Annotated in this window: 19 protein-coding genes; 9 read left to right on the forward strand and 10 right to left on the reverse strand. The window is 69.0% G+C overall.

What is annotated here, in order from left to right; translation table 11 throughout:
• Positions 1-21 precede the first annotated feature (21 nt).
• Positions 22-888, forward strand: a complete 867-nt coding sequence (locus QZ546_RS13775; RefSeq protein WP_294238606.1) for an aspartyl protease family protein — start codon at positions 22-24, stop codon at positions 886-888.
• 6 nt (positions 889-894) lie between these two features.
• Here QZ546_RS13775 and QZ546_RS13780 read toward each other — a convergent pair whose 3' ends face one another.
• The 3 genes from QZ546_RS13780 to QZ546_RS13790 all read right to left on the reverse strand — a co-directional run bounded on the left by QZ546_RS13780 (position 895) and on the right by QZ546_RS13790 (position 4308).
• Positions 895-1779, reverse strand: coding sequence for an N-acetylmuramic acid 6-phosphate etherase (locus QZ546_RS13780; protein ID WP_294238683.1), 885 nt, complete (start codon positions 1777-1779; stop codon positions 895-897).
• Entirely contained in the window at positions 1779-3359 is a 1581-nt protein-coding gene (locus tag QZ546_RS13785) for a sodium:solute symporter (protein WP_294238608.1), read from the reverse strand. The genes QZ546_RS13780 and QZ546_RS13785 overlap by 1 nt, the downstream gene beginning before the upstream one ends.
• Positions 3360-3450: 91 nt before the next feature.
• Complete coding sequence (locus QZ546_RS13790) at positions 3451-4308, reverse strand: protein phosphatase 2C domain-containing protein (protein WP_294238610.1); 858 nt, start codon at positions 4306-4308, stop codon at positions 3451-3453.
• 125 nt (positions 4309-4433) lie between these two features.
• On the opposite strand from QZ546_RS13790, the gene dld reads away from it, so the two are divergent.
• The 5 genes from dld (at position 4434) to QZ546_RS13815 (ending at position 9843) form a co-directional block, all read left to right on the forward strand.
• Positions 4434-6140, forward strand: coding sequence for a D-lactate dehydrogenase (gene dld / locus QZ546_RS13795; protein WP_294238613.1), 1707 nt, complete (start codon positions 4434-4436; stop codon positions 6138-6140).
• A 319-nt stretch (positions 6141-6459) separates the two neighbouring features.
• The gene (locus QZ546_RS13800; RefSeq protein WP_294238615.1) at positions 6460-7767 is read left to right on the forward strand and encodes a serine hydrolase; all 1308 of its coding nucleotides are present in this window, start codon (positions 6460-6462) and stop codon (positions 7765-7767) included.
• Positions 7758-8822 (forward strand): beta-N-acetylglucosaminidase domain-containing protein, encoded by a 1065-nt coding sequence (locus tag QZ546_RS13805; RefSeq protein WP_294238618.1) that lies wholly within the window; start codon positions 7758-7760, stop codon positions 8820-8822. The genes QZ546_RS13800 and QZ546_RS13805 overlap by 10 nt, the downstream gene beginning before the upstream one ends.
• On the forward strand, positions 8819-9703 hold the full coding sequence (locus QZ546_RS13810; protein WP_294238621.1) for a BadF/BadG/BcrA/BcrD ATPase family protein: 885 nt from the start codon (positions 8819-8821) through the stop codon (positions 9701-9703). The genes QZ546_RS13805 and QZ546_RS13810 overlap by 4 nt, the downstream gene beginning before the upstream one ends.
• Positions 9700-9843, forward strand: coding sequence for a hypothetical protein (locus QZ546_RS13815; RefSeq protein ID WP_294238623.1), 144 nt, complete (start codon positions 9700-9702; stop codon positions 9841-9843). Before QZ546_RS13810 ends, QZ546_RS13815 begins: the two co-directional genes overlap by 4 nt.
• A gap of 15 nt (positions 9844-9858) precedes the next feature.
• Here QZ546_RS13815 and dacB read toward each other — a convergent pair whose 3' ends face one another.
• From dacB to QZ546_RS13850, 7 genes are all read right to left on the reverse strand, one after another.
• Positions 9859-11283 carry a D-alanyl-D-alanine carboxypeptidase/D-alanyl-D-alanine-endopeptidase gene (gene dacB, locus QZ546_RS13820; protein WP_294238626.1) on the reverse strand — a complete coding sequence of 475 codons (1425 nt, stop codon included), beginning with the start codon at positions 11281-11283 and terminating at the stop codon, positions 9859-9861.
• Positions 11280-12164 carry a LysR family transcriptional regulator gene (locus QZ546_RS13825; protein WP_294238629.1) on the reverse strand — a complete coding sequence of 295 codons (885 nt, stop codon included), beginning with the start codon at positions 12162-12164 and terminating at the stop codon, positions 11280-11282. The genes dacB and QZ546_RS13825 overlap by 4 nt, the downstream gene beginning before the upstream one ends.
• A 24-nt stretch (positions 12165-12188) precedes the next feature.
• On the reverse strand, positions 12189-13439 hold the full coding sequence (locus tag QZ546_RS13830) for a dicarboxylate/amino acid:cation symporter (RefSeq protein ID WP_294238631.1): 1251 nt from the start codon (positions 13437-13439) through the stop codon (positions 12189-12191).
• Positions 13430-14428, reverse strand: a complete 999-nt coding sequence (gene dgcA / locus QZ546_RS13835; protein WP_294238633.1) for an N-acetyl-D-Glu racemase DgcA — start codon at positions 14426-14428, stop codon at positions 13430-13432. Before dgcA ends, QZ546_RS13830 begins: the two co-directional genes overlap by 10 nt.
• Positions 14386-15432 (reverse strand): N-acetyltransferase DgcN, encoded by a 1047-nt coding sequence (gene dgcN / locus QZ546_RS13840; protein WP_294238636.1) that lies wholly within the window; start codon positions 15430-15432, stop codon positions 14386-14388. Before dgcN ends, dgcA begins: the two co-directional genes overlap by 43 nt.
• A 71-nt stretch (positions 15433-15503) precedes the next feature.
• On the reverse strand, positions 15504-17090 hold the full coding sequence (locus QZ546_RS13845; RefSeq protein WP_294238637.1) for an amidohydrolase family protein: 1587 nt from the start codon (positions 17088-17090) through the stop codon (positions 15504-15506).
• Positions 17087-19423 (reverse strand): penicillin acylase family protein, encoded by a 2337-nt coding sequence (locus tag QZ546_RS13850; protein ID WP_294238639.1) that lies wholly within the window; start codon positions 19421-19423, stop codon positions 17087-17089. Before QZ546_RS13850 ends, QZ546_RS13845 begins: the two co-directional genes overlap by 4 nt.
• Before the next feature lie 292 nt (positions 19424-19715).
• Between QZ546_RS13850 and QZ546_RS13855 the strand changes: the two genes are divergently transcribed.
• The 3 genes from QZ546_RS13855 to QZ546_RS13865 all read left to right on the forward strand — a co-directional run bounded on the left by QZ546_RS13855 (position 19716) and on the right by QZ546_RS13865 (position 26119).
• Complete coding sequence (locus tag QZ546_RS13855; protein WP_294238642.1) at positions 19716-22667, forward strand: TonB-dependent siderophore receptor; 2952 nt, start codon at positions 19716-19718, stop codon at positions 22665-22667.
• Between the two features lie 66 nt (positions 22668-22733).
• Complete coding sequence (locus QZ546_RS13860; protein ID WP_294238644.1) at positions 22734-24983, forward strand: penicillin acylase family protein; 2250 nt, start codon at positions 22734-22736, stop codon at positions 24981-24983.
• On the forward strand, positions 24980-26119 hold the full coding sequence (locus QZ546_RS13865) for a serine hydrolase (RefSeq protein ID WP_294238647.1): 1140 nt from the start codon (positions 24980-24982) through the stop codon (positions 26117-26119). The genes QZ546_RS13860 and QZ546_RS13865 overlap by 4 nt, the downstream gene beginning before the upstream one ends.
• Positions 26120-26184 lie beyond the last annotated feature (65 nt).

A 26184-nucleotide genomic window follows, 5' to 3' on the forward strand; every position in this document is an offset into this window, starting at 1 on the left:
TTTGCCCCGAAGGAACACCCGATGATGCTGATCGCCGCCCTCGCCCTGATACAGGCCCAGCCCGCCGCCGCCGCCGCGCCGTCCGTGTCGAAGCAGGCACCCCTGCTTCACGATTCGCGCGGGCGCCCGGTCATGACCGTGGAGATCAACGGCAAGGGGCCTTTTCCCATGGTGATCGACACCGCTGCCCAGACCAGCCTGATGAGCCGGTCGCTGGCCGAGGAGCTGGCCCTCAAGCCGCTGGCGGGCGGCATCGCGGTCGAGGGCGCGACAGGCGCCGGGCAGAGCCGTCTCTACCCGGTCGAGCGCATCGCCAATCCGCTGATCGACGCGCGCCAGGTCGCGCTGGTCGAACTGGCCAATGGCGGCGTGACCGATGCGCGCGGGATCATCGGGATGGAGCATTTCACCGGGCGCAAGCTGGTGATCGACCGCAGCGCGCAGCGGATCGCCGCCGAGCCCTCCGCCGCTGCCGGCCCCGGCTTCATCACGATCGCGGGCCACGCCGATGATAGGGGCTTTGTCGAGATTCCCCTGACGCTGGACGGCGTGCGTATCCCCGCGCTGATCGACACGGGCGCAGGGGTGACGATCGCCAACGCCGCCGCCTTCCGCCTGCTCGGCTGGGCGGAGAACGACCCGCGCCTGTCCGATGGCGGCGAGATCCGGGGCGCCTCCGCCACGGGTCGCAAAATTCGGATCGCACGGATCGGCAAATTGTCGATCGGCCAGATCGCCCTGTCGAACGTCCCGGTCATGATTTCCGGCGACGACGATCCCCGGCCGTCGATCATTCTGGGCGACGACCTGCTGAACCTGTTCCCCGGCTATGGCGTCGATTTTCCCAGGGCCGAACTCCAGATCAAGGTGCCGCAGGGCGCCCGCTGACGCGCATCACGCCTCCAGCGCCCGCAACACGTCGCGCAGCCTGCCGTGCTGCGCGTCGAGCAGCGCATCGGCCTGGGCCAGGGGAAGCCCCCTGGCGACGAGGACGGCGCGGCGGATATCGTTCTGCGCCACCTCCAGCGCATAGATCGCCACCTCGGCCTCCACGCCCGCCAGCTCCTGGACCATGCGGCGGCCGCGTTGCAGGAGTTTCGCGTTGGACACGCGCATCGCCACCATGCGCCCGCGATAGACGAAGCCCAGGCGCAGCATCAGCGCGGTGGACAACAGGTTCAGCACCGCCTTTTGCGCGGTGCCCGCCTTCATCCGGGTCGATCCCGCCAGCACTTCGCTGCCCGTATCGGCCAGCACATGATGCTCGGCCCGTGCGATCAGGGGCGTGCCCGCATTGTTGGCGATCCCGATGGTCAGCGCGCCCAGCGTTCGGGCATGTTCGATCGCCGCCACGGTGTAGGGCGTCGAACCGCTGGCCGCCACGCCGATGACGACATCGCACGGCGCGATCGCGCAGCCCTCGATATCGGCGCGCGCCGCGTCGGGATCGTCCTCCGCGCCCTCAAAGGCCTGGGTCAGCGCCCCGAAGCCGCCCGCCATCAGGAAGACCAGGCGCTTCGTCGGCCAGCCGAAGGTGGGGTTCAGCTCGGTGCCGTCCTGCACGGCCAGCCTGCCCGAGGTGCCCGCGCCGACATAGATCAGGCGCCCGTCCTGGCCCAGCCGCGCCGCGGCCGCCTCCGCCGCCCGGGCGATCGCCGCGGTCTGCGACTGGATCGCGGCGATGGCGGCCATCTGCCCCTCCAGCATCGCCTGGACGGCCGATTCCGTCGGCCATTGGTCGAGGTCCAGATACCGGGCGTCGAGCGTTTCGGTTTTCATCATGGCATGGATTCCGATGGGAGCGTCGATGCGGCGCGGCCTGCACCTCGCGGCGCGGCGCAGACCAGGAACGCCAGGGCGGTTCCCAGGCAAAGCTGGAAGGGAAAGGAAAGCCCGGTCAGCGGCAGCGGCAGGCCGATGGCCCGCGCGATCGCCGGTTGCAGAAGGACGATCGTCAGAAAGCCGCTCAGCAGTGCGGCGATGGCCGAACCGGTCGTGCCGCGCGTGGTGAACAGGGCGGTGAAATACACGCCCAGCAGGCCCGCATAGCTGAACACCATCACTTGCAGCGCGAACTCCAGCAGGCCCATCGTGCTGTGCCGCTGCCAATAGAAGGACAGGACCGCCATCAGGAACATGGCGAACCCGATGATCCCCATGCCCGCCCGCCCGGCCTGCACGAAATGATGCTCCGCGACCGGCCCCCGCCGATCGCGCCAGGGGCGATAGAAATCCTGCACCAGCACCGACGACATGGCGTTGAGCGCGGAATTGGTGGTCGCCACCGCAGCCGCGCAGATGCCGATCGTCACCAGGCCGCGCAGGCCGCCCGGCAACTGGGTCAGGATATAGTGCATGAAGATGCTGATCTTCTGCCCCTCGAACTTGTTGGCCGCGACGGCCCCGGCCCCGCCCATCAGGTCGGGGCGGTCATAAAAGACGTACAGCAACAGGCCGATGACGATGAACATCCCCACGGTCGGCACCGTCGCCAGCACCGAGAGGTACAGGCTGCGCGCGCCCGTCTTCGCGTCCTTGCACGACAACAGGCGCTGGGTGGTGTCCTGGTCCATGCCCGCATTGGCGATGTAGAGCAGCGCAAGGCCGGTGACGATCGCCAGCATCGAAAACGGCCGCGACGGGTCGAGCGAGAAGTCGAACAGCCGCAGCTTGTCGACGCCCTCCGGCGTATGCGCCAGCGCCTGGACGATCCGGGCATTCGAGGCCGGAATCGACAGCCGCAGGAACACCAGCGCCGCGACCGCCGAGCCGATATAGACGATGAACTGGATCAGGTCGTTCCACAGCACCGACTTCAGGCCGCCGACAAAGGTGAACGCCACGCTCGCCACCACCAGCGCGGCGGCGGCGATCATGATGCCTTGCACCCCGACGCCGCCCGTCACGACCATCGCCAGCGCGATGGCGGCGAGATAGACGCGCGCGCCCCCGGCAAAGACCCGCCCGACCAGGAACATGCCCCCCGCCCAGCGCGTCGCCCGCTCGCTGAAGCGCAGGGTCAGCAGTTCGTAGGCGGTGGTGGCGCGGATCGCATAGAAGCGCGGGATCAGCACATGAGCGACGAAGATCGCGCCGATCAGGCCGCCGCCGATATTGCCGCTGAGATAGGTCAGGTCGCCATGATAGCCATAGTCCGGCCCGCCCAGGAACGTCGCCGCCGACTGGGTGGCGGACAGGACCGACAGCGCCGCCAGCCAGGCCGGGACGTTGCCGCCCGCCAGGAAATATTCGCGCGTCGATGCGGTCTGGCGCGGCGTCAACAGCCATCCGCCCGCGACCAGCAGCAGCAGATAGGCCGCGATGACGAGCCAGTCGGCCATGGAAAAGAGCAGCATCATCGGGGCATCAGCCGATGCACGACCCGCCGAACCGCATCACGCCCCGATCCATCTGGTATCATCATTGGTCCTATCCCCAGGTTCGCGAGCATCAGCAGATCGGATCCCAGGAGCAGGTGATCAGACTGGCATCGTCGTGGCGCTTCACGCGGTTGTGACGCCGCAGCGAATCCGGCTGGCGTTCGAGATCCCGCAACTGCGCCAGCCAGGCGGCGCCCTCCTCCGGCGTCGCGATCGTCAGCAGGTCGGCGGGCGTCGCCGTCCCGAACAGTTCGACGAGCCGCAGGAAACCGTCGCTGGCGATGGCGAAGCGCTGGCCGGGACGGAGCGGCACGCTCGCCTGCCAGACATGGTCGGCGGCAGCGGGCTCGGCACCCAGAACCCAATAGCCGCCGTCGCGATTCTTGAGATGGCGATTGGCGCTCAGCCCCGGCAACAGGCGACGCTTGAGCGCCTCGGCGTCGATGTCGGGCTCCTCTTCGCGGATCGCCTTCACCGCGGCCAACGTCCGCGACTCTACGGCGTCGAGCGCGTAGGTTCCGAAAAGCCGCGCGTCCCCGGTCTCGTCCACCGCCGCCACGCGGCAGTCGGCCAGCGCGGTGATCTCGGCGACATCGCCGCGCAGGCGAACCATGGCAAAGGCCGCCGAGGGCAGTTCATGTGCGCCATCGGCGGCGCGGACCTGCGCATCCGCGAGCGCGGCGGCACAGCGCGTCATGACATCGCGCAGCATCTCGATCGTGGACCGTTCCGGATCGTCGGCAAGGGCTTCGGCGATCAGCCGGTTCGCGGTCTGCGCCAGCCATGCCGCGTCGCTGGGCGCGTCCAGCAAGGCGGAGCCGACGCCGGTGGCGCCGTCGATCACCCAGGCCGCGTCGCCGAAATGGCCGACGGCATCCTCATTCACCATGCCCCCGGCATCGGAGAGCGCGACGTCGATCCTCAGCATCCCATGGTCCCTCATGCGATGCGATACGCTATCCCCGTGCCGACGTGCAGGCAAACCAATAGCAGGCCACTTGTACCGTTCGGCATAGTCGTATTTACTCCGGTTATGACGTCCGCCGGTTCGCCATGGTGACGACCGACACCGCAACGCTGCTCGCCCGGCTGCGCGCGACGGTCGGTGGCCGCCACGTCCTGACCACGCCGCGCGCCACGGCACGGTTTCGCAAAGGCTATCGCACCGGCGAGGGACCGGCGATCGCGGTGGTCCGGCCAGGCAGCCTGGTCGAGATGTGGCGTGTCGCACAGGCCTGTGTCGCCGCCGATGTCTCGATCCTGCTACAGGCGTCCAATACCGGCCTGACCGGCGGATCGACGCCCGATGGCGACGATTATCCCGGCGGCCTGGTCATCATCAGCACGACGCGATTGTCGCGGCTGAACGTGATCCGCGGGGGCGAACAGGTGGTGTGCCTGCCCGGCGCGACGCTGTACGCGCTGGAACAGGCACTGCGGCCTTATGGGCGAGAACCGCATTCGGTGATCGGGTCATCCTGTTTCGGTGCGTCGGTCGTCGGCGGCATCTGCAACAATTCGGGCGGTTCGCTCGTCCGGCGCGGGCCAGCCTATACCCAGCTGGCCCTGTTTGCGGCGGTCGCGCCCGATGGCCGCCTGACCCTGGTCAATCACCTGGGCATCGCGCTGGGCGACGCGCCGGAGACGATCCTGTCGCGCCTGGACCGCGGCGATTTCAGCGACGCCGATATCGACGATGCCGCCGACCGATGGGCGCATGACCATCGCTATGCCGAGCATGTCCGGGCGATCGACAGCCATGTCCCCGCCCGCTTCAACGCCGACCCGCGCTGCCTGTTCGAGGCGGCGGGGAGCGCGGGCAAGCTGATCGTCTTCGCCGTGCGCCTCGACACCTTCGCGCGCGAAGAGGGCACCGCCACCTTCTACATCGGCACCAACGCGCCCGAGCGGCTTACCGAATTGCGCCGCACGATGCTGCGCGATTTCGACCGGCTGCCGATCGCGGGCGAATATATGCACCGGACCGCCTTCGACGTGGCGGATATTTACGGACGCGACACCTTCGTCGCGATCGAGCGGCTCGGCACCGACCGCCTGCCGGCCCTCTTTGCCGCCAAGGCCCGTTTCGACGCACTCGCCGATCGCCTGTCCCGAGGGCTGAGCGACCGCCTGCTCCAGGCGGTCGGGCGGGTCCTGCCGGATCCGCTGCCCGGCTGGATGCGCGACTATCGCGACCGCTTTGCGCATCACCTGATGCTGAAAGTCTCGGGCGACCAGATCGACGAGACCCGCGCCCTGCTCGCCCGGCTGTTTCCCGGCGACGCGGCGGGCGACCATCTCGAATGCAGCCCGGCGGACAGCGCCAAGGCATTCCTCCACCGGTTCGTCGCGGCGGGCGCGGCGGTGCGTTACCGGGCGGTCCACGCCGATAAGGTCGCCGATATCGTCGCACTCGACGTCGCGCTGCCCCGCAACGCGGACATATGGACCGAGACGTTGCCGCCGGCACTGGAAGCCCAGGTCATCCACGCGCTCTATTACGGCCATTTCTTCTGCCACGTCTTCCACCAGGATTATATCGTGCGGAAAGGCACCGATCCCGTGGCGTTCGAACATGCGCTATGGGCGCTGCTCGACGCGCGCGGGGCGCAATATCCGGCTGAGCATAATGTCGGCCATCTCTATATCGCGCCGCCCGCACTGGCGGATTTCTACCGCCGGATCGACCCGCGGAACCAGCTCAACCCCGGGATCGGCCACACGCCCCGCGCCCGGCATTGGAGTAGCGCGAACGATTAGGACGGATCGACATTCATGCGGAGCTTGCCAGCTTTGCTGGCTAGCGCAGCTTGGATGAGGGGTCGAGCGAGCCTTCAGGCTCGCGCGCTCGCAGATGCGAGCGCCCACCCCTCACCCAGCTCCGACTAAGCCTTTGCTTCGCAAAGCCTAAGTCTGCGCAACCCTCTCCCCTCAGAGAGGGGCGAGGGGAGGAAAGGCGTAGCGGAATGTAGATCCACTCTGACCTCCGACCGGAAGGCCATGGCCAACCGTTATGGCAATCCGCCATGGTGGAATGGGTGGCCACCGGTCGACATGCTATGGCGGAGCGATGGAGCGCATGAAAATCCGAGCCGTGCGAACCCGCATCGCCCCGTGTCTCGCGTGGCTCGCCATCTGCTCGGGCCCCGTTTCCGCCGCGCCTGCCGCCTGCCCGGTCCTGCGCGCCAGCCCCACACGCGCCGATGACCCGCGCTTCGCCCCGATCGACGCGGCGGTGCGCGGCGGTGTCGGTACGCTCTATCCCGGTGCCGTGCTGCTCGTCACCCATCGCGGGCGGATCGTCCATGAAGCGGCGTTCGGCCATGCCCAGACGCTGACCACGGCAACGGACGGCACGCAGCGCCCGCTCGCCACGCCGCGCGCAATGCGGGTCGACACGCCGTTCGACATGGCCTCGATCACCAAGATCGAGGCGACCACGGCCGCGATTCTCCATCTCGTCGGTACCGGCCGGCTGTCGCTGGACGACCGGCTGGGGACGTTGCTCCGGGCGTTTGCGGGGACCGACAAGGCCGACATCACCATCCGTCAGCTGCTGACCCACCGGGCGGGCCTGTGGGAGTGGCAGCCGACCTGGCTGCATCGCGATCCTTCGGGCCAGCCACTGGCCTATCTGGCGGCGCTGCCGCTCCGCTATCCGGTGGGCGCGCGTTTCGCCTATTCGGACCTGGGCTTCATGCTGCTGGGTGCCGTGGTCGAGCGGGTCACGGGCGTGCCGCTGGACCGCTATGTCCGCGAACAACTCTACCGCCCGATGGGCATGACCGATACCGGTTTCCTACCCTCGCCGATGGTCCGCCCGAAGGCAGCCGCCACGTCGCAGGGCGACGCCTATCAGCGGCGCATGGCGGAGACCGGCAAGCCCTATCCCGCCGCCCCCTTCCCGCCGGCCCAGCCCTTTGCCGGATACCGGACCCAGATGCTGGTCGGCGAGGCGAACGATGCCAATGCGGCGCTCGGCTGGCACGGGGTGGCGGGACATGCCGGGCTGTTCTCCACCGCGACCGACCTGGCCCGCTATGCGCAGGCGCTGCTGGGCGGCGGCTGCTACGGTCGCTGGCGGCTCGCGCCCGCCCGGACGATCGCCGCCTTCGAGCAGACGCCCTTCGATGCCGACCAGGCGCTGGGTTTCCACAAAACGCAGCTCGCCGGGATCGCGGCCCCCTTTTACGGGCATTCGGGGTTCACCGGCACCTGGTTCGCCTTCTCCCCCCAGCTGGACATGACCGTCGTCCTGCTGACCAACCGCGTCCACCGGCCGGACGGCGAAGCCTATCCCGCGCTCGACGCCCTGCGCGAGACGGTGTTGCGGGAGGCGGTGGCGGCGTTGCGCGACGATCGGACAAAGGAAAAGACATGGCGCTGAACCTGGGCGTGATCGAAGGATTTTTCGGCAAGCCCTGGAGCTGGCCGGACCGAACGACCGTGCTGCGGACGCTGGCAGGCGCGGGCTATCGCTTCTATCATTACGGGCCGAAGGCCGATCCGTTCCTGCGCCGCCGCTGGCGCGAGCCGCATCCGCCCGAACAGGTCGCCGCCCTCACCGCCTTCGCCGCCGAGTGCAAGCGGCTGGGCGTCCGCTTCGGCGTGGCGCTCACCCCGGTGGGGAGCACCCATCCCTTCAGCGACGAATCGCGCGCCGCCCTGAAGCAGAAGCTGCGGCAGCTCGACGCGCTAGGCATCGACGACCTCGCCATCCTGTTCGACGACCTGCCCGCCGAACTCCCTGATCTGGCCCGGAGCCAGGCCGAACTGGTCGATTTCTGCGCGCACAACAGCCACGCGACCCAGGTCTTCTTCTGCCCCAGCTTCTATTCGGACGATCCCATTCTCGAGCGCGCCTGGGGCAAGCGGCCGCCCGCCTATCTGAGCGAGCTGGGCCGCTATCTCGACCGTAGCGTGCGCGTCTATTGGACCGGCGAGGAAGTGATCTCACGTGAGATCGGCGTCGCGCATCTGGAACGGGTGCAGCAGGAACTTGGCCGCAAAGTGTGCCTGTGGGACAATTATCCGGTCAATGACGGCGTGCGCATGTCGCAATATCTGCACCTGCGCGCCTTTACCGGCCGCCCCGCCGCGATCCGCGACCATGTCAGCGGCCATGCGATCAACCCGGCGTCGCAACCGCTCCTGTCCTGCATCCCCGCGCTGACGCTGGCCGCCAGCTATCGCGAGGGGGAGCGTTATGCCTATGGCCAGGCATTCCTGGCGGCCGCGACCCAGGTGCTGGGCGCCGACTTCGCGACCATATTGCGCCGCGACATCCTGCCGCTTCAGGATACCGGGCTCGACAATCTCGGCCCCCGTTTCTCCGAGCTGCGCGAGCGCTATGGCGCGATCGACCATCCCGCCGCGCGCGAGATCACCGACTGGCTGGACGGCCGCTTCCGCACCACGCTGGAAGAGGTGCAGACGCAATGACGCAGTTCTTTCTGGGCGTGGATGCGGGCGGCAGCACCAGCCGTTGCCGTCTGGTCGACGGCACGGGCCGGGTGCTGGCCGGTGCCCAGGCCGGTCCCGCCAATGCCGGACTGGGGCTGGACGCGCTCCATGCGACGCTCCGCCAGCTGACGGAGGACACGGTGCACGCGGCCGGGCTGGACGCGGCGCAGTTGGCGAGCGTCCGGGCGGCGATGGGCATTGCGGGCATCTCCCGGCCCGGCGTGCGGGCGGCGCTGGAGGGCTTTGCCTTTCCCTTCGCCTCGACGCTATTCGATACCGATGCCGTCATCGCCAATCTGGGGGCCCATGGCGGCGGCGATGGGGCCGTGCTGATCATCGGCACCGGCAGCATCGCGCAGGTCCGGGTGGGCGGGCAGAGTTTCCGGATCGGCGGCTATGGCTTTCCCATTTCGGACGAGGGCAGCGGCGCGGCGCTGGGCCTGAGCGCGATGCGCCACGCGCTGCGGGCGCTGGACGGTCGGACCCGCGCGACGCCGCTCAGCACCGCCGTCACCGAGCGGTTCGACCATGACACGGCCCGCGCCATCGCCTGGATGGATCAGGCGACCCCGCGCGATTATGGCAGCTTCGCCCCGCTGGTGATGGACTATGCCGAAGCCGACGATACAATCGCCCGCTCGATCGTCGAGGATGCGGCCGGTCATATCGAGCGGTTCATCGAGACGATCTATGAACGCGGCGCACCCCGCTGCGCGCTGCTGGGCGGCCTGTCGGCGAAGATGCGGCCCTGGCTGCGTGCGCGCACCGTCGCCCGGCTTAGCGAACCGCTGGGCGATGCGCTCGACGGCGCGCTTTATCTCGCGGGCCTGCCCGCCCGGACAGCGGAGACCTTGCCATGATCGAGCGACGCCGATTCCTCGCCGCCACGGGACTTGCCGCGCTGAGCCCGGTCGCCGGACCATTGGTCAAGGCGCTCCCGGCTCAGCCGCCCGCTCCGCCCCTGCTCGCCTCCAACTCGCTGGCGCTCCTGCGGGGCTGATCGAAGGAGGGGCGCTCAATTCGCAGCGGCGATGGCGACCAGCGCCGCGTCGATCGCCGGGGTCGCGCTGGCGTCACCCGGCATGTCGTTGGCATAGGCCGCGAAGGTCAGCGTCCGACCGCTCGCTGCGATCATCGTTCCCGCCAGCGCATTGGCGGCGTTGAGCGTACCGGTCTTCGCCGTCAGCCGCCCCGCCAGCGGGGTGCCGACGAACCGTCGCGCCAGCGTGCCGTCGGTGGCAGCCACGGGAAAAGTCGCGCGCCAGCCCGCGCCCCAGGGCTGGGTCTCGGCCCAGCGGAGCAGCGCCACCGTCGTGCGCGGAGTCACCCGGTTATAGTTGGACATGCCCGCGCCATCGGCAAAATCATAGGTCACGCGGGCAATGCCGGCGCGGGCCAGCACCGCATCGACGACGGCATGGCCATCGGCGACCGAGCCGCTCGCCCCCAGTCGCCGCAGCAGCAGCTCTGCGTGGAGATTCTGGCTCGTCTTGTTGGTCTGGTGCAGATCCTCGGCGAGGGGCGGCGGCGTCAGGCTGGCCAGCACCGGCACGGGTGCCGCCGTCGCGACCGGAACGCCGCCACGGCGCACGGGATCGTCCGCCTCGCTGAGCGGCCGGTGACGCACGGTGATCCGCCCCCTCACCGTCACACCCGCCGCCCGCAGCAACTGCGTGAACCGCCAGGCCGCCCTGTGCGCCGGATCGTCGACGCCGAGCTTCAGGACGACCGGCGTCGCCCCGACCGCGAGGCTGCCGGTCAGGCGCAGCAGATCGCTACCCGGCATACGCTCGACCGACAGCGTCTTGGCGCTCCCCGCCTCGCCGGTCGTTGCGGCATTGCCGATCCGGTAATAGCCATCGCCGACCACCCGTGGCGGCGCACCCGGCGTCGCGGGCGTCACGGTCAGCGTCGCGACATTGTCGTCCAGCGTCAGCGCCGAGATGCCGGTGCCATAGGCGCCGTCCATATTGTTCCAGCTCATCCCCTGCGGCCATCGCTCGTCGGGAAAGGCGGTGTCGTCGCCGACCACATCGCCCACGACCCCCGTCCGCCGGGCGACCGCCGCCGCCAGCTCGCCCAGGCAATCGACGCGGCAATCGGGGGCGGAGGACAGGCGGGCATCGCCATGCCCGGCCAGGATCACCGTCGGCGTCCCCTGCCCCTCCAGCCGCACCGTCGCCCCACCCCGCATATCCGGGCTCGCCACGTCCAGCGTCGCGAAGGCGGCGGCGGTGGTGAACAGCTTGGTGTTGGACGCGGGGATGAAGCGCTCGTCGGGGCGCAGCGCGACGATCTCGCGCCCCTCCGGATCGACCACCACCAGCCCGATGCGGGTGCCCGGCGGTGCCTTGGCCAGCGCCTCCGCGACGGCGGGCGGCAGCGGGGCCTCGACCGGCGCGCCCGCCAGCAATAGCGGCAGCAACAGGCTCCCCATCATCGGCGTTCGATCTCTTCGCTCAGCAGGGTCAGGAACTCGGCGGCCAGCATCGAGGGCGGCCGGTCAAGCAGGTGGATGGCATGGACGTCGAAGGTGATCGACGGGCGAAGCGGCCGCATCGCCAGCCCCGGCACCATCGACGCCGCGGCCGTGAAATTGTCGACGATCGCCAGTCCCACGCCTGCACGGACCAGCGCGGCGGCAATGTAGAAGGTGCGCGCCACCACGATCTCGTCAAGCACCAGGTCGTGCCGGTCGATCTCTTCGGACAGCAGCTTGCCGATCGGGCCGCTGCCCTTCAGCGAGATCAGCGGCCGCCCGACCAGTTGCGACAATTCCAGCCGTGGCGGCGCATCGGGCATGTCGCGTTCGCGGTAGAGCACGACCATCTCGCCCTCGCCCAGCCAGTCATGGGTCAGCGCGACGCCGCGCGGCGGCTCGCTGGCGATGGCGATGTCGCTTTCGCGCTCATAGAGTTTGCGCAGCAGATCGTCGTGATGCACCGTCTGCAGGTCGAAGCGGACATCGGGGCGCTTCGCCAGGAACCGCGACACCGCATCGGGCAGCACGCCGAGCGCAAGGCTAGGCAAGGCGGAGATGCGCAACGTCGTGCCTGTGCCCAGCCGCAGGTTGCGCCCCGCCTCGCGCAGCGCGCGCACCCGCTCCTGAATATCGGCGACGTCGGCGAACAGCGCATGGGCGTCCTCGGTCGGCAGCAGCCGGCCGTTCGAGCGCTGGAACAGCTCGAACCCCAACAGGCTCTCGGCATGGCGGAGCGTCTTGGACACCGAAGGCTGCGACACGTTGAGCGCCCGGGCCGCGGCGGAGACCGAACCGTTCACATAGACGGCGTGGAAAATCTCGATATGGCGGAGGTTCATCGATACAGCCTAACGCCCCCGCCCCTATTCCACCACCGCCCCGCGAAAGCGCGCCGCATCCAGCTCGCCCTCGCCGCGCGCGACCAGCGTGGCGACCACAAGATTGGCGGAGGCGGACGGCACGGTACGCGTCATGTCGAGCAACCGGTCGAAGGGCAGGACCAGCCCAACGACCAGCGCGGTCTGCTCAGCCCCCACCCCTACCGCCGACAGCATCGCCGCCAGCATGAACAGCGAGGCCGACGGGACCGGCGCCGTGCCGAAGGCCGCCAGCGCGCCGGTCAGCAGCATCGTGACGAGCATCGTCGCATCGGGCACGATGCCCAGCGCCTGCAACGCGAACTGGCCGAGCAGCCCGACATACATGGCCGTGCCGTCCTTGCCGATCGACGCGCCCAGCGGCAGCACGGTCGATGCGACACCGCGCGACACGCCCAGATTGTCCTGCGCCACCCGGAGCGCGACCGGCAGCGTCGCCGAGGACGAGGCCGTCGAAAAGGCGACGACCAGCGCATCGACAATGCCGCGAAAGAACCGCACTACCGGCAATCGTGCGACCAGCCCGACCAGCGCGGCATGGACGACCAGCATCTGCACCAGCGACGCCAGCACGACCGCCAGCGCCAGCCAGCCGACATGGACGAACACCGCCGCGCCATTGACCGCCACCGCCTGGGCGATCAGCGCCAGCACGCCGAACGGCGTCACCTCCATCACGGCGCGCACGATATGCAGCAGCACCGCCGACAGTCCCTGGAGCAGGGCGACGACCGGCCGCCCCGGCTCGCCAGCCATCACGCTGCCGGTGCCGAGCAGCACGGCGACGAAGATGATGGCGAGCATGTCGCCGCGCCCCAGCGCCTCGACGATGTTGACCGGCACGATCGACAATAGCTGGTCGGCGGGCGTCACCGGCGGCCCCAGCGGATGGGGCACCACGCCCGCCAGCTTCATCGCCGCGCCGGGGTGCAAGGCCAGGCCCATCGCCATGCCGATCGACACGGCGACCAGCGTGGTCGCGGCGAACAACCCCACCGTGCGCAGACCGATCGACCCCAGCCGCCGCGGATCGCCCAGCGTCGCGATCCCGCCCGCGATGGTGACCAGCACCACCGGCACCACCAGCATCTTGATGAGGCGGACGAACAGCTCGCCGACCAGCCGGATCGCCCCGGCCCCCTCGGGCCAGAACAGCCCGAGCGCGATGCCCAGCACCAACCCGCCGACCACCCGCTGCCACAACGGAATGGCGAACCAGCCCCGGATCAGGCGCAAGCGGGCGTTCCCCAAAAGCCGGGACCGGGCGCGGTCAGGATGCCGCCATCGTCCCGCGCGCCGCCGGGGCGATCGGCCGCCAGCCATAGCGGGCCGTCCAGATCGACAAAGTCCGCGCCCCCCGCCACCAGCATCGCGGGCGCGATCCCCAGCGACGAACACACCATGCACCCCACCATCACGCCGAACCCCCGCGCCCTTGCCTCTGCCGCCAGCGCCAATGCTTCGGTCAAGCCGCCCGTCTTGTCGAGCTTGACGTTGACATGGCTATAGCGTCCGGCCAGCCGGTCGAGATCGGTGCGGGTGTGCATTGCCTCGTCGGCGCAGATCGGGATCGTGCCTGCCAGATCGGCCAGCCCCTCATCCTCGCCAGCGGGCACCGGCTGTTCCAGCAGATCGACGCGCTGGGCCAGCAGCATGGGCAAGCGGTCGGCGATGTCCGCCACCCGCCAGCTTTCATTGGGGTCGACGATCAGCCGGGGCGTGGGCGCGACCGCACGGACCGCCGCGATCTGTTCGGCCGCGCCCTCGCGATCCACCTTGATCTTGAGCAGCGGCACCTGCGCCACCGTGCGGGCGACCTCCGCCATGGCCTGTGGCGTGTCGATACCGATGGTGATCGCGGAAGCCAGCGCCGCCACCGGCGGGACGCCCGCCAACGCCGCGACGCTGGTCCCGGCCAGCCGCGCCTCCAGGTCCCAGAGCGCGCAATCCACCGCGTTGCGCGCGGCCCCCGCCGGCATCGCGCGGGCGATGTCCGCTCGCGTCGCGCCGCCCTCGATCAGGTCGCGGACCGCCTCGATCGCCGCGATCCCCGCCGCGATCGTCTCGCCATAGCGGGGATAGGGCACGCCCTCGCCCCATCCTTGCGCGTCGCCCTCGCGGATCGTCACCGTCACCACATCGGCGGTCGTCTTCACCCCGCGTGCGATGCGGAACGGCGTCCTTAGCGGGAAAGGGTCGTGACGAACGGCGAGGATGCGTCGCATGGCGTCTCCAGCAGAAAGTCGATGATCGCCTCGGCCCCGAAGCGATAGGGATCGGTGCAGGGCAGGCCCAGCGCATCCTCGGTCTCGGCACACAGACGCCGGGCAGCGGCCTCGTCGAGCTTGACGGTGTTCAGCGCCACGCCGACCGCGCGGACGTCCGGGCTGGTCAGCCGGGCAACGCGCAGATTGGCGTCCAGGCACTCGGCCAGGCCCGGCACCGGGAAATGCGGCAGGCCGCGCATATGCGGGCGCAGCGGATCGTGGCACATCACCAGCGCGGTCGGCTGCGCGCCGTGGAGCAGTCCGGTCGACACCCCGGCAAAGGCGGGATGGAACAGCGACCCCTGCCCCTCGACCAAGTCCCAGCCCTCGTCCGTGCGCGCCGGGGCCAGCGTCTCGATCGCACCCGCGATGAAGTCGGCGACCACCGCGTCGAGCGGCACGCCCTCGCCGGCGATCAGGATGCCGGTCTGGCCCGTCGCCCGGAAATCGGCGACCAGCCCCCGCGCGCGCAGCGCATCGCGCAGGCAGAGCGTGGCGTACATCTTGCCGACCGAACAATCGGTGCCGACGGTCAGCAGCCGCTTGCCCGCACGCCGCCGACCATTGCCGACCGGCAGCGTCTCGGGCGCGTCGCGCACGTCGAACAGGGTGACGCCCGCCTCCGCCGCCGCCGCGACCAGTTCGGGCACGTCGCGCAGCCGCTCGTGCAGTCCACAGGCGATGTTCAGCCCGGCGCGGATCGCGGCCAGCGCATCGCCGATCATCCAGTCGGGGAAACGCCCCCCCGGATTGGCGATGCCCAGCACCACCGTCCGCGCCCCGGCGGCGCGCGCCGCAGCCGCATCCATACGGGGCAGGCCCAGCGTGAACGGACAGTCGTCGTGCCGCCACTCGCCCACACAATCGTCGCCGCGAAAGGCGGCAAGGCCGCGCGATGTCTTCAGGCCGATCTCGTCATCGGAATGGCCGAGATAGAGGAGGTAGGGTGCGGGAATGGTCATGATGCGGAGATGATAGGAGCAATGCCATACGGGCCGCCAATCGCGCTCCTATCGCCGCCTATAACGTCCGGCTATTGGCCGCAGCCGCCGGGCCGGGGCCGCAGCAGCGCCCGTCCCGCCGCCACGCCGGTCGCCGCCCCGTCGGACAGGGCCCGTCGCCCGTTGACGAACAGCGCCGTCACGCCGACGCTGGGCACGCGCGGATGCATATAGTCGGCACGCGGTGCATAGCTTTGGGGATCGAGCACCACGACATCCGCATAATAGCCACGCCGCAGATACCCACGCTGCGCGATGCGATACATGTCGGCCGTCGCGCCGGTCGAACGGCGGATGAATTGCGGCAGGGTGATTACCTTCCGATCGACGACATAGGTGCGATAGAGCTGCGGGAAGGTCCCATATTGGCGAGGATGGCCATCCGATCCGTCCGACGACGTCACGACCCAGGGCTGCTTCATGATCAGGTCGACGTCGCGATCGGCCATGTTGAAGCTCGCCACGCTGCTGCCCGCCGGGCCGGTGCCGGTGGCATTGGGCGTGCGCAGGATGCGGATCGCCGCGTCGATCGGCGAGAGCCCCCACTGCGCCGCCATCGCGGCCAGTGTCTTGCCGCTCCAAGGCTGGCCCTGCGCGGTGAGCAACAACGAATCCGCCCCGCCCCGCCGACGCAGATTTTCCGCCATCTCGGTCTTCAACCGCGCCAGCGTCGTCGGATCGTCGAACCGCGCGAGCAGCTTGCGATAGCCACCGTCCATCGCCCAGCCGGGCACCAGCGCGGCATCGACGCTCGAACCCGAGGCCAGCCAGGGATATTGATCGGCGGTGACGGCCTGGCCCTTGCGCCGCGCCGCCTCGATCGTGGCGATCAGCGCGGGTGCCTGACCCTGCACATCGACGCCTAGCGCCTTCAGATGCGCAAAATGGACCGGCGTCCCCGCAATGCGCCCGATCTCGATCGCTTCGCGGGTCGAGGCGAGCAGGCCGATCGAGTAATTCGCCTCGTCGCGCTGGTGCGTGTCGTACATCCCACCGCGTTTGCCCGCCTCGCTGGCGACCGCCGCCACTTCGTCCGTCTTCGCGAAACTCTGCGGCGCATAGAATAGTCCGGTGGACAGGCCATAGGCGCCCTCGCACATGGCACGGGCCGCGAGGCGCTTCTCCTCCGCCAGTTCGGCGGGCGTCGGCGCGCGGGCATCCTGTCCCAGCACCTGTTTGCGGATCGCCCCGAAGCCGACGAACGGCACGACATTGGTGCCGATCCCGCTGGCCTCCAGCGCGCGTGCGTCCTTGGCCACCTCGAAACTGCCATAGCCGTCGACGCCGATCACCACGGTCGAGACGCCCTGCGCCAGCCAGGGCAGATTGAGCCGCGCCTTGGGATCGGCCGAGCGGATATAGCTGTCCGGATGGGTATGCGCGTCGATCAGGCCGGGCGCGACGATCAGGCCGCGCGCGTCGACCTCCTCCCGCGCCGCCGTACCGCGCGGCGCGCCGACATAGACGATGCGATCGCCCGCCAGTTCGACATCGCCGACAAAGGGTGGCGTTTCGCCCCCCGTATAGATGGTGCCGCCCCGGATCAGGACATCGACGCGCGGTGCGCTCGCCGACGTGGCGACGCACCAGACAAGGGCCATCAGGGCAAGGCGCTTCATTTCGGGCTCCTCTCGGGTTGCAGGCGGGTGACGGTTGCGGCGACCGCATCGACGGCGGCCCGGCTGAACGGCATGGGCAGCATCCGGCCCGCGCTCCACGGGCCGACCTGGTCTTGGCGGTGCGGCGAGCGCGGGTCGTTCGACTCGCCCGGCAGGTTAAGCATAAGCGACCGATCCCAATCGCCGACGTCGATCACCTCGAGATAGCTCGCGCCGCCGCCGACCCGCCAGTCCGGCCCGTTGCCCAGCCAGCGCGCCATCACGGTAAAGCCATCGCCGCCGGAACCCCCGACCTCGATCGGGGGGAAGGCCGCGGCGATCGCCGGGATCCGGGCCAGGGGATGCGCGATCCGGACCCGGTGGAGTGCATCCCATCGCCATGTCGCGGGATCGGGGCCCAGCAGCGTGGTCGCATCCGTCCAGCCGGTGGCGAGCGCCTCGTCGATCAGGTCGGGCCGGTCGGCGGCGACACGCAGCAATTCGGGCGGCTCGATCGACGATATCAGGCTGCGCGCGTTTTCGGGGACCAGCGCGGCGACCATCCGTGCGTTCAACGCGCGCAGCACGATCTCGTACAAGGCCGCCGCCCCGCTCGCACCGTCGATCCGCGCATCCCAGCGGGCGAGCATCGCGACCGCCGCCGTCGCTCCGGGCGAAGGCTGGCGCGGCAACATCGCCTGGAAACGCCGGGCCAGCGATGACAGCGTATCGTGCTGCAAGGCCACGCTGTCCGCCAGGCTGTGCCGGGTCTGTTTCGACAACACTTCGGCGATGCGATCATAGCGGGCGGGATCGCGGAAGGAGAAGGCCGGGCTCCGCTCGATGGGCCAGCCGGGCGGCAGGTTGTTCTGGTTGGCGGAGGCGAACCAGCCTGCGGGGGGATCGAACACGCCGGGCAAGGCACGGAAGTCGCGCACCCCCACCCAATCGTAACGACCATCGCCCGGCACCGGCAGCAGGCCGTCGCCGCGCTTGCGCTCCGGCCAGAAGCCGATGGCCTGCCACGCATGATGCCCGTCGACATCGGCATAATGGAAATTGGTGGGCGACGGGTGAAGCTTGAACGCCTCGCGCAGCCCTGCCCAATCCTGTGCAAGGTTGATCGCGACCATCGAAAAGGCGCCCGATCCACCCGGCTGCATCCCCACCGAGGCGATGGCGGTCGCGCGCGAACGGGCCGGATCGTGCGACACCACCGGCCCCTGCACCGCATGGCGCAGCACCGCCCGGTGCGGCGGCGCATCCTTCACCGGAATCTCGACCACCTGCCGCGCGAACCGCTTCCAGCCGCCGTCATGGCGGTAGCGTTCGGGATCGTTCGGATGCAGTTCCAGGACGAACAGGTCTTCCTGGTCGATATGGAAATTGGTGCGGCCGAAGGCGAAGCGGTCGGTATGCCCCTGCATGATACCCGCCAGCCCCGGCGCGCCGCCGCCGATCACGTCCAGGCCGGGCGCGGTGAGATGGGCGACGTGGCGCGGGCCGAAGCCGCCAATGCCCAGATGCGGATCATTGGCCAGGATCGGACGACCGGTCACGGTACGGCTGCCCGCCACCGTCCAGGCGTTCGACCCGGCATTGGTGGCGCTCAACATCTCGTCCCGCTCGCGGGTCGGTGTTTCGCGTCCGAACGGCAAGGGGCCCATCTGCAGCACCCCCATGTCCGCCTCGCCGACCTGGGCGGGGTCCAGCCCCTCCGGCACGGTCATGGCGACCACGGGGCGCAGCGGGGCCACCAACCGGTCGAGATCGAGCCGCCCCAGCGCCGCCAGCATCGCACGGCGGATCTCGTCATCGACATTGCCGACCGCGCCGCCGCGCGCCAAAACCAGATCGCGCAATTCCCAGCGCAGCGGCATCACGCCCAGGATGCGATATTCCGGCGGTAGCAGAGTCGGATCGCGCTCCACCTCGGCGATCCGGGCGTTGATCCCGGCGACATAACCCCGCACGCAGTCCCGCACCGGCGACGGGATACGGGCCAGCTCCGCATCGAGATCGCCGCGATAATGGAACAGTCGCGCCTTGGCGTCGTAGGGCGCGAACGCCGCGCCATAGGCCTCGGCCATCCGCCCCATCTCCCGCCGATGGGCGAAGTCGATCTGGAACAGCCGGTCGCGCGCGACGACATAGCCCTGGCCGAAAAAGGCATCCGCCTTGGTCTGCGCCCGGATATGCGGAACGCCCCAGCCATCGTCGACGATCTCGATCGGTCGCGACAGGCCGGGCACCGCCGCATAGGCGGTCGTGGCGACCGGCCGGGCGATCCCGCGCCAGGGCGCGAGCGCGCCCAATGCCGTGGCGCCGAGCAGGAATGTACGGCGAGAGACCATGGTTTCCCCCTTTTCGAACCATCCCGTGGGTCCGCCTACCCCGTCGCGCATCCTGCAAAACCGGAGGATGCCCATGCCGACAGGGCGGCCGGTCCCGAAGCATAAGGCGGCAAGACCGGTGTGCAATGCCGCCATAATCCAAGGCTATGGCCCACCGAACGATCGGTAGTCGCACGACCCTTGACCTGGGTCGCGTCTCGCCTGCACCATCCCGGATGCACGGATCAGCGACAAGATCATGACCGGCCGCAGGGAGATCACGCTCCAAAGATCGTGAATAGGGGGATTGCAGATGACCGACGGATCTTGGCGCCGCCTGATGAGGGCCGGTACGGGCCTGACAGCCTTGTCGATGGCGCTTGCCGCTCCGGCCTTTGCCCAGACGACCGAGCAGCCCGGCGCGACGCCGGCTCCGCAGGATATCAACGGCACGCAGATCGACCCGGACGACATCACCGTCACCGGCACGCGGATCATCCGCAACGGATTCCAGTCGCCGACGCCGCTGACCGTGGCGACGCAGGAGGATATCCTCAACACCTCGCCGACCAACAACATCGCCGATTTCGTCAACCAGCTGCCCGCGCTGGCAGGGTCCACCCGCCCCTCCAATTCGCGGCTGGCGATCAGCTCGGGCCTGGCGGGCATCAACGCGCTCAATCTGCGCGGGCTGGGCGAGATCCGTACGCTGGTGCTGCTCGACGGACGGCGGACGGTGTCGTCCAGCGTCACCGGCCTGGTCGACGTCAACACCTTTCCCCAGGCGCTGGTGAAGAGCGTCGAGATCGTCACCGGCGGCGCCTCCGCCGCCTATGGCTCGGACGCGGTCGCCGGTGTCGTCAACTTCGTGCTCGACAAGAAATATCAGGGCATCAAGATCCTGGCCGACAACGGGATCACCGAACGCGGCGACGGCGCCAATTATTCGTTCAGCGCCGCCGTCGGCACGGCCTTCGGCAGCGACGATCGCGGCCACCTGCTGCTGAGCGGCGAATGGGCGCATCGCGACGGCATCTTCCAGGTCGATCGCGACTGGAATGCGCGCGGCGTGGTGCGGATCACCAATCCCAACTACACCAACACCAATGGCCAGGCGCAGTATCTGATCCGCCAGCCGGTCGGCGTCTCCAACACCACCCCCGGCGGCATCATCCTGAATTCCAGCGGCGGTGTCGCCAACCGGCTGCGCGGCATCTATTTCGGGCAAGGCGGCGCGGCGAACCAGTATCAATATGGCGCGCTCAGCTTCCCGGCGCTGGGCGGGGCGACCGCCCCCTCGCTGACCCAGGGCGGCGACTGGCGCGTCAACGATCAGGGCCGCAATATCGGCCTGGATGCCGATGACGACCGGCGTGGCGCGTTCGGCCGGGTCAGCTACGAGGTCGCCACCGGCGTGACCTTGTTCGCCGAGGCATCCTATAACTGGCAGAAGACGCTGTTCAACGCCGGGCCGCAATCGACGACCGGCATCACGCTGACGGCGGCCAACCCGTACCTCCAGGCCGCACTGGCCAATGCCGTGTCCGCCGGGCTCATCACCCCCGCCGAGCGCTCCGCCGTCACCTCGGTCACGGTCGGCAGCACCGCCGTCGACCTGCCCTATCGCAAGAACAACAGCAGCCGCGACGTGCAGCGTTACGCGATCGGCGGCGAGGGCGAGTTCCAGGCGTTCGGCCACAAGGCGTTCTGGAACGTCTATGGCCAATATGGCGAGACGAACGCGCACGAACAGCTGCGCGACATCATGAACACCGCCGCCATGGCCAATGCCACCGACGCGGTCGCCGCGCCGGCGGGCAATGCGCTGGGCGTGGCGGCCGGCACGATCGTGTGCCGATCCTCGCTGACCGCGCCGACCAATGGCTGCGTGCCGCTCAACCGGCTGGGCATCGGCGTCGCCAATCCGGCCGCGATCGACTATGTCCTGGGCGATCCCTATCGCGACCAGAAGCTGAAGCAGACGGTCGCGGGCGCCAACCTGTCGCTGACCCCCTTCGCCACCTGGGCGGGTGACGTCAGCGTCGCGGTCGGCGGCGAATATCGCCGGGAGTCGGTGTCGGGCTTCGTGCCCAGCCAGTTCCAGACCGGCTGGTCGGTCGGCAATTTCCTGCCCACCTTTGGCAGCTATCACGTCAAGGAAGCCTATCTCGAAACGGTGGTGCCGCTGGGCCTGGGCCTGGAGTTCAACGGCGCGGTTCGCGGGACCGACTATTCCACCTCGGGCTATGTCACCACCTGGAAGCTGGGCGCGACGTGGCAGCCCATTCCCGACATCCGTTTCCGCGCCACCCGTTCGCGCGACATCCGCGCGCCCAATCTCAGCGAGCTGTACGCGTCGGGTACGTCGCGGACCAACACGCTGACCGATCCGGCGACCGGGCGGACCACCGTCACCTTCCGCGAACTCACGACCGGCAACCCCAATCTACGCCCCGAAAAGGCGGATTCGATCTCGATCGGCGTCGTGCTCCAGCCGCGCTTCCTGCCGGGCTTCTCGGCCTCGGTCGACGGCTTCGACATCAAGCTGCGGGACGCGATCGGGCAGTTCTTCGCGCAGGACATCATCAATCGCTGCTATGAGGGGCGCAAGGACTTCTGCGCCGCCTATGGCCCCGATCCGTCGGGCGACCGCGAGCTGTTCTTCCGCGCCAGCCCGTTCAACTTCGCCCGGCAATGGGTGCGCGGCATCGACTTCGACGCCAGCTACCGCCTGCCGCTGACCGAAATCTTCCCACAGGCCCCGGGTGCGGTCACGCTCCACGGGCTGGCGACGCGCTATATCCACAATATCACCGACAGCGGCGTGCCCAACGTGGTGCCGATCGACATTGTCGGCCAGCTGAGCGGCACCAGCCCGCCCAAGTGGATCTATCGCTTCAACCTGGCCTATGAGAATGACCGCTTCTCGATCACCGGCACCGCACGCGGGGTGAGCAGCGGGACCTATGGCAACAGCTATATCGTCTGCGACGGCAACTGCCCCACCGGGCGCCCCGCCGCGACCGTTTCGCAATTCCCGACGATCGACAACAACTCGATCGCAGGCGCGATGTATCTCGACCTGAACCTGACCACCAAGATCGAGACGCGGGGCGGCGGCCGGGCCGAGCTGTTCGTGAACATCACGAACCTGCTGGATCGCGATCCGATCCTGTTGCCGGAAACCGGGCTGGCGGCGAACAGCACCTATTCGGATCTGCTCGGCCGCGCCTTCCGGGTCGGCGTCCGGTTCCAAACCCGCTGAGCCTGGGCAGCGGCACGGCCAGAACCCATTCCGCCAAGGGGTAACGCCGTGCCGCTGCGGGCCTCCGTGACCATCGCCGACGACGAATGGGGCGTGCCGCATATCCGCGCCGCCTCCATTCCCGATGCCTATTTCGGGCAAGGCTATGTCGTCGCCCGCGACCGGCTGTTCCAGATCGACCTCCAGCTGCGGCGCGATCTCGGACGACTGGCGGAGGCGTTCGGCGCGCGGTTCGTGCCCCACGACCATGCCGCGCGCCTGCTGCTCTATCGCGGCGACGTCGATGCCGAGCTGGCCGGGCTGCCTACCGATGTCGTCGCCTGCGCCCGTGCCTATGTCGACGGGATCAACGCCCGCATCGCCGAGCTGGAGGGGGATCCGGCCCTGTTGCCGCCCGAATATGGCCTGTTGTCGCTGCGACCGCTGCGATGGGACATCGCCGATCTGGTGCACATCCGCAGCGGCGATATGGGCAGCGTGTCCGACGAGGTTCGCCGCGCACGGCTCGCGGCGATCGGCCTGCTCGACCTCGACGCATTGATGGCGCCGCTGGCCGGGGACTGGACGCCACAAGTGCCCGAGGGCCTCGACCTGGCGGCGATCTCCGAGGCCGATCTGGGTATCCTGGGCAAGACCGAAGGGCCCCTGCCGTGGAGCGATACGGCGCTCGCCGGTTACGATCCGGTCGAGGATCGCCTCGACCGCGACGCGCATGGCAGCAATGCCTGGACGATCGCGCCCGCGCGGTCGGCCACCGGTCGCCCGATCCTGGCCAATGATCCGCACTTGGGGATTGGCGGCTTCTCGCCGCGTCACCTCGCGCACCTCTCCGCGCCGGGTTTCGACGTGATCGGCGCGGGCAGCCCCGGTATGCCCGGCATCATGCAGGGCCATACCGACCATTATGCGTTCGGGCGGACCAATTCGCATATCGATCAGGAGGATCTGTACGTCCTGGCGCTGAAGCCCGACGATCCCGAATGCTATCGCCATCGGGGGCAGTGGAAGCGGTTCGCACAAGTGACCGAGACGATCCGCGTGAAGGACGGCGACGACGTGGTGGTGACGCTCCGCCATGCCGAACAGGGGCCGGTGCTGTTTCACGATTCGTCCCACGGGCGCGCGACGGCGATGGCATCGGTGTCACTGCGGCCCGGCGCGAACATGACCTTCGCCATCATCGCGCTCAACCTCGCGAAGAACTGGGACGAGCTGGCCCAGGCGGCACGGCTGCACGTCGCGCCGACCAACCTCCATTATGCCGATGTCGACGGTCATATCGGCTGGCGGTTGCTGGGCCATGTGCCGGTCCGCCCGCAGAGCGACGGGCTGATGCCCGTGCCCGGCGACGGACGGTTCGACTGGCAGGGCATTCTTCCCGCGGAGCAGATGCCGAAGCTTCTCGATCCGGCACAGGGCTGGTTCGCCTCGGCCAACCAGTTCAACCTGCCGCCGGACTGGTCGTCGGCCAAGGGCCTGACGAGCTTCACCTGGAACGCGCCCTATCGCTACGACCGGATCGTGCAGGTGCTCGGCGAAGCGGACAGCCACGGCATCGCCGACAGCGTGGCGTTGCAGCATGACGACTTGTCCCTGCCCGCCCGGGCGCTGCTGCCACTGCTGCCGAAGGGGCTCGACGGCGTGGCGGAACAGGCGGCGGCGATGCTGCGGGACTGGGACGCCCGGCTAGGCGCCGACAGCGCCCCCGCCGCCCTGTTCGAGATGCTGTGGACCGAACTCGGCAAGGCCTGCCTCGCCGCGATCGTGCCCGATGCGGTGCGCGAGCTGGTGACGTCGATCGACCCGCGACCGATGCTCGCGCTGCTCACTCATCCCGATACGCGGCTCGGCCCCGATCCCGACGCGGCGCGCGATGCGCTGCTGGCGGCCGCGCTCGGCCGCGCCTGGGAGAGAGCGTCGGAGACGTTCGGCGCCGATCCGGCGACCTGGCGCTGGGGCGACGTCCACCGCGTCGTCCTTCGCCATCCCTTGTCGGGCCGGCCCGCGATCGACGCCGCGTTGCCCGCCATCGAGAGTGGCCGGTCCGGGGGTGACGCCTTCACGGTGATGGCGCGCGGCTATGTCGCGGCCCGCGACTATCATGTCAGCCATGGTGCGAGTTTCCTGATAGTCTGCGATGTCGGCGATTGGGATGCCAGCTGCGTGCTGACCCTGCCCGGCCAGTCGATCGACCCGCGTTCGCCTTATTATCGCGACGGCTATGCCGCGTGGCTGGCCGGTCGGGCGCGCCCCTTTCCCTTTGGCAGGGCGGCGGTCGATGCGCATATTCGCCAGGTGACGGAGCTTCATCCATGACGATCGACCGGCGGCGCTTCGTGCAGGGAATGACGGCGGCGGCCCTATTCGCCCCATCGGTCGCGGCACGGCCGCCCCGCTTCGCCGGCGCCTTTGACGAGATCCAATCCTGGGTCGGCAGGGCCTTTCCGGGCGCCGTCGTCGCGATCGGCGTGAAGGGCCGATTGGTGGCGCTGCGCAGCTTCGGGCGGATGTCGTCCACGCCCGATGCGCCGCCCATGCCGCGCGACGCGATCTTCGATCTCGCCTCGCTGACCAAGGTCGTCGGCACGACGACCGCGGCCGAGCTGCTCTATGACCGGGGGCTGCTGGACCTCGACCGCCCGGTGGTCGCCTATCTCCCCGCCTTTGCCGCTGCGCCCGGCCATGACCGGATCACCGTGCGCCACCTGCTCAGTCACAGCTCGGGCCTGTTCACCACCGATCTGCTCTGGCAGCACAGCCGCAACCGGCAGGAGTTGCTCGCCCTGATCGACCATATGCCGGTCGCCTGGGCGCCCGGCTCGCACTATCAATATCGCGACGAGAATTTGATCCTGATGGGCGAGATCGTCGAACGCCTGTCGGGCAAGCCCTTGGACCGCTTCCTGCAAGACAAGGCATTCGGGCCGCTCGGGATGAAGGATACCGGCTTCAACCCGCCTGCCCGGCGAAGGGACAGGATCGCGCCGACCGAGCAGGACGATGTGTTCCGGCACCGGCTGATCCGGGGCGAGGTGCACGACGAAAATGCCTATGTGCTGGGCGGGGTCGCCGGCCATGCCGGGCTCTTCTCGACCGCGCGCGACCTCGCCAAACTGGCCGAACTCTATCTTCGCGACGGCAGGGGCCTGTTGAAGCCTTCGACCATCGCCGCCTTCACCACCCGCCAGGCCGAGCCGCCGGGCACCTCGCGCGCGCTGGGATGGGACATGCCCGATCCGTCGGGCAGCTTTGCCGGCCCGCGCGCCGCGCCCGATGCGCTGATCCATACCGGCTTTACCGGCACGTCTCTCTATATCGACCGGAAGCGGGATGCCTTCATCGTCCTGCTGACCAATCGCGTGAACCCCACGCGCGACAACAAGCGTATCTTTGAAGCGCGGATCGCCATCCACACGGCGATCCTGACAGAAATGGATCGCCAGCACCGCTGATCGGAAATCGCGGCTCGCCCCAAAGGCTGCAAAATCTGCAATCGCGTTTGCCGAGTTTCATCGGA

The sequence above is a fragment of the uncultured Sphingomonas sp. genome, from assembly GCF_913062585.1.
Classification (GTDB): domain Bacteria; phylum Pseudomonadota; class Alphaproteobacteria; order Sphingomonadales; family Sphingomonadaceae; genus Sphingomonas.

Coding starts and splice junctions, on each gene's coding strand:
- QZ546_RS13775 (WP_294238606.1), top strand. CDS start 22: ATGATGCTGATCGCCGCCCTCGCCCTGATACAGGCCCAGCCCGCCGCC.
- QZ546_RS13780 (WP_294238683.1), bottom strand. CDS start 1,779: ATGAAAACCGAAACGCTCGACGCCCGGTATCTGGACCTCGACCAATGG.
- QZ546_RS13785 (WP_294238608.1), bottom strand. CDS start 3,359: ATGATGCTGCTCTTTTCCATGGCCGACTGGCTCGTCATCGCGGCCTAT.
- QZ546_RS13790 (WP_294238610.1), bottom strand. CDS start 4,308: ATGCTGAGGATCGACGTCGCGCTCTCCGATGCCGGGGGCATGGTGAAT.
- dld (WP_294238613.1), top strand. CDS start 4,434: ATGGTGACGACCGACACCGCAACGCTGCTCGCCCGGCTGCGCGCGACG.
- QZ546_RS13800 (WP_294238615.1), top strand. CDS start 6,460: ATGAAAATCCGAGCCGTGCGAACCCGCATCGCCCCGTGTCTCGCGTGG.
- QZ546_RS13805 (WP_294238618.1), top strand. CDS start 7,758: ATGGCGCTGAACCTGGGCGTGATCGAAGGATTTTTCGGCAAGCCCTGG.
- QZ546_RS13810 (WP_294238621.1), top strand. CDS start 8,819: ATGACGCAGTTCTTTCTGGGCGTGGATGCGGGCGGCAGCACCAGCCGT.
- QZ546_RS13815 (WP_294238623.1), top strand. CDS start 9,700: ATGATCGAGCGACGCCGATTCCTCGCCGCCACGGGACTTGCCGCGCTG.
- dacB (WP_294238626.1), bottom strand. CDS start 11,283: ATGATGGGGAGCCTGTTGCTGCCGCTATTGCTGGCGGGCGCGCCGGTC.
- QZ546_RS13825 (WP_294238629.1), bottom strand. CDS start 12,164: ATGAACCTCCGCCATATCGAGATTTTCCACGCCGTCTATGTGAACGGT.
- dgcA (WP_294238633.1), bottom strand. CDS start 14,428: ATGCGACGCATCCTCGCCGTTCGTCACGACCCTTTCCCGCTAAGGACG.
- dgcN (WP_294238636.1), bottom strand. CDS start 15,432: ATGACCATTCCCGCACCCTACCTCCTCTATCTCGGCCATTCCGATGAC.
- QZ546_RS13845 (WP_294238637.1), bottom strand. CDS start 17,090: ATGAAGCGCCTTGCCCTGATGGCCCTTGTCTGGTGCGTCGCCACGTCG.
- QZ546_RS13850 (WP_294238639.1), bottom strand. CDS start 19,423: ATGGTCTCTCGCCGTACATTCCTGCTCGGCGCCACGGCATTGGGCGCG.
- QZ546_RS13855 (WP_294238642.1), top strand. CDS start 19,716: ATGACCGACGGATCTTGGCGCCGCCTGATGAGGGCCGGTACGGGCCTG.
- QZ546_RS13865 (WP_294238647.1), top strand. CDS start 24,980: ATGACGATCGACCGGCGGCGCTTCGTGCAGGGAATGACGGCGGCGGCC.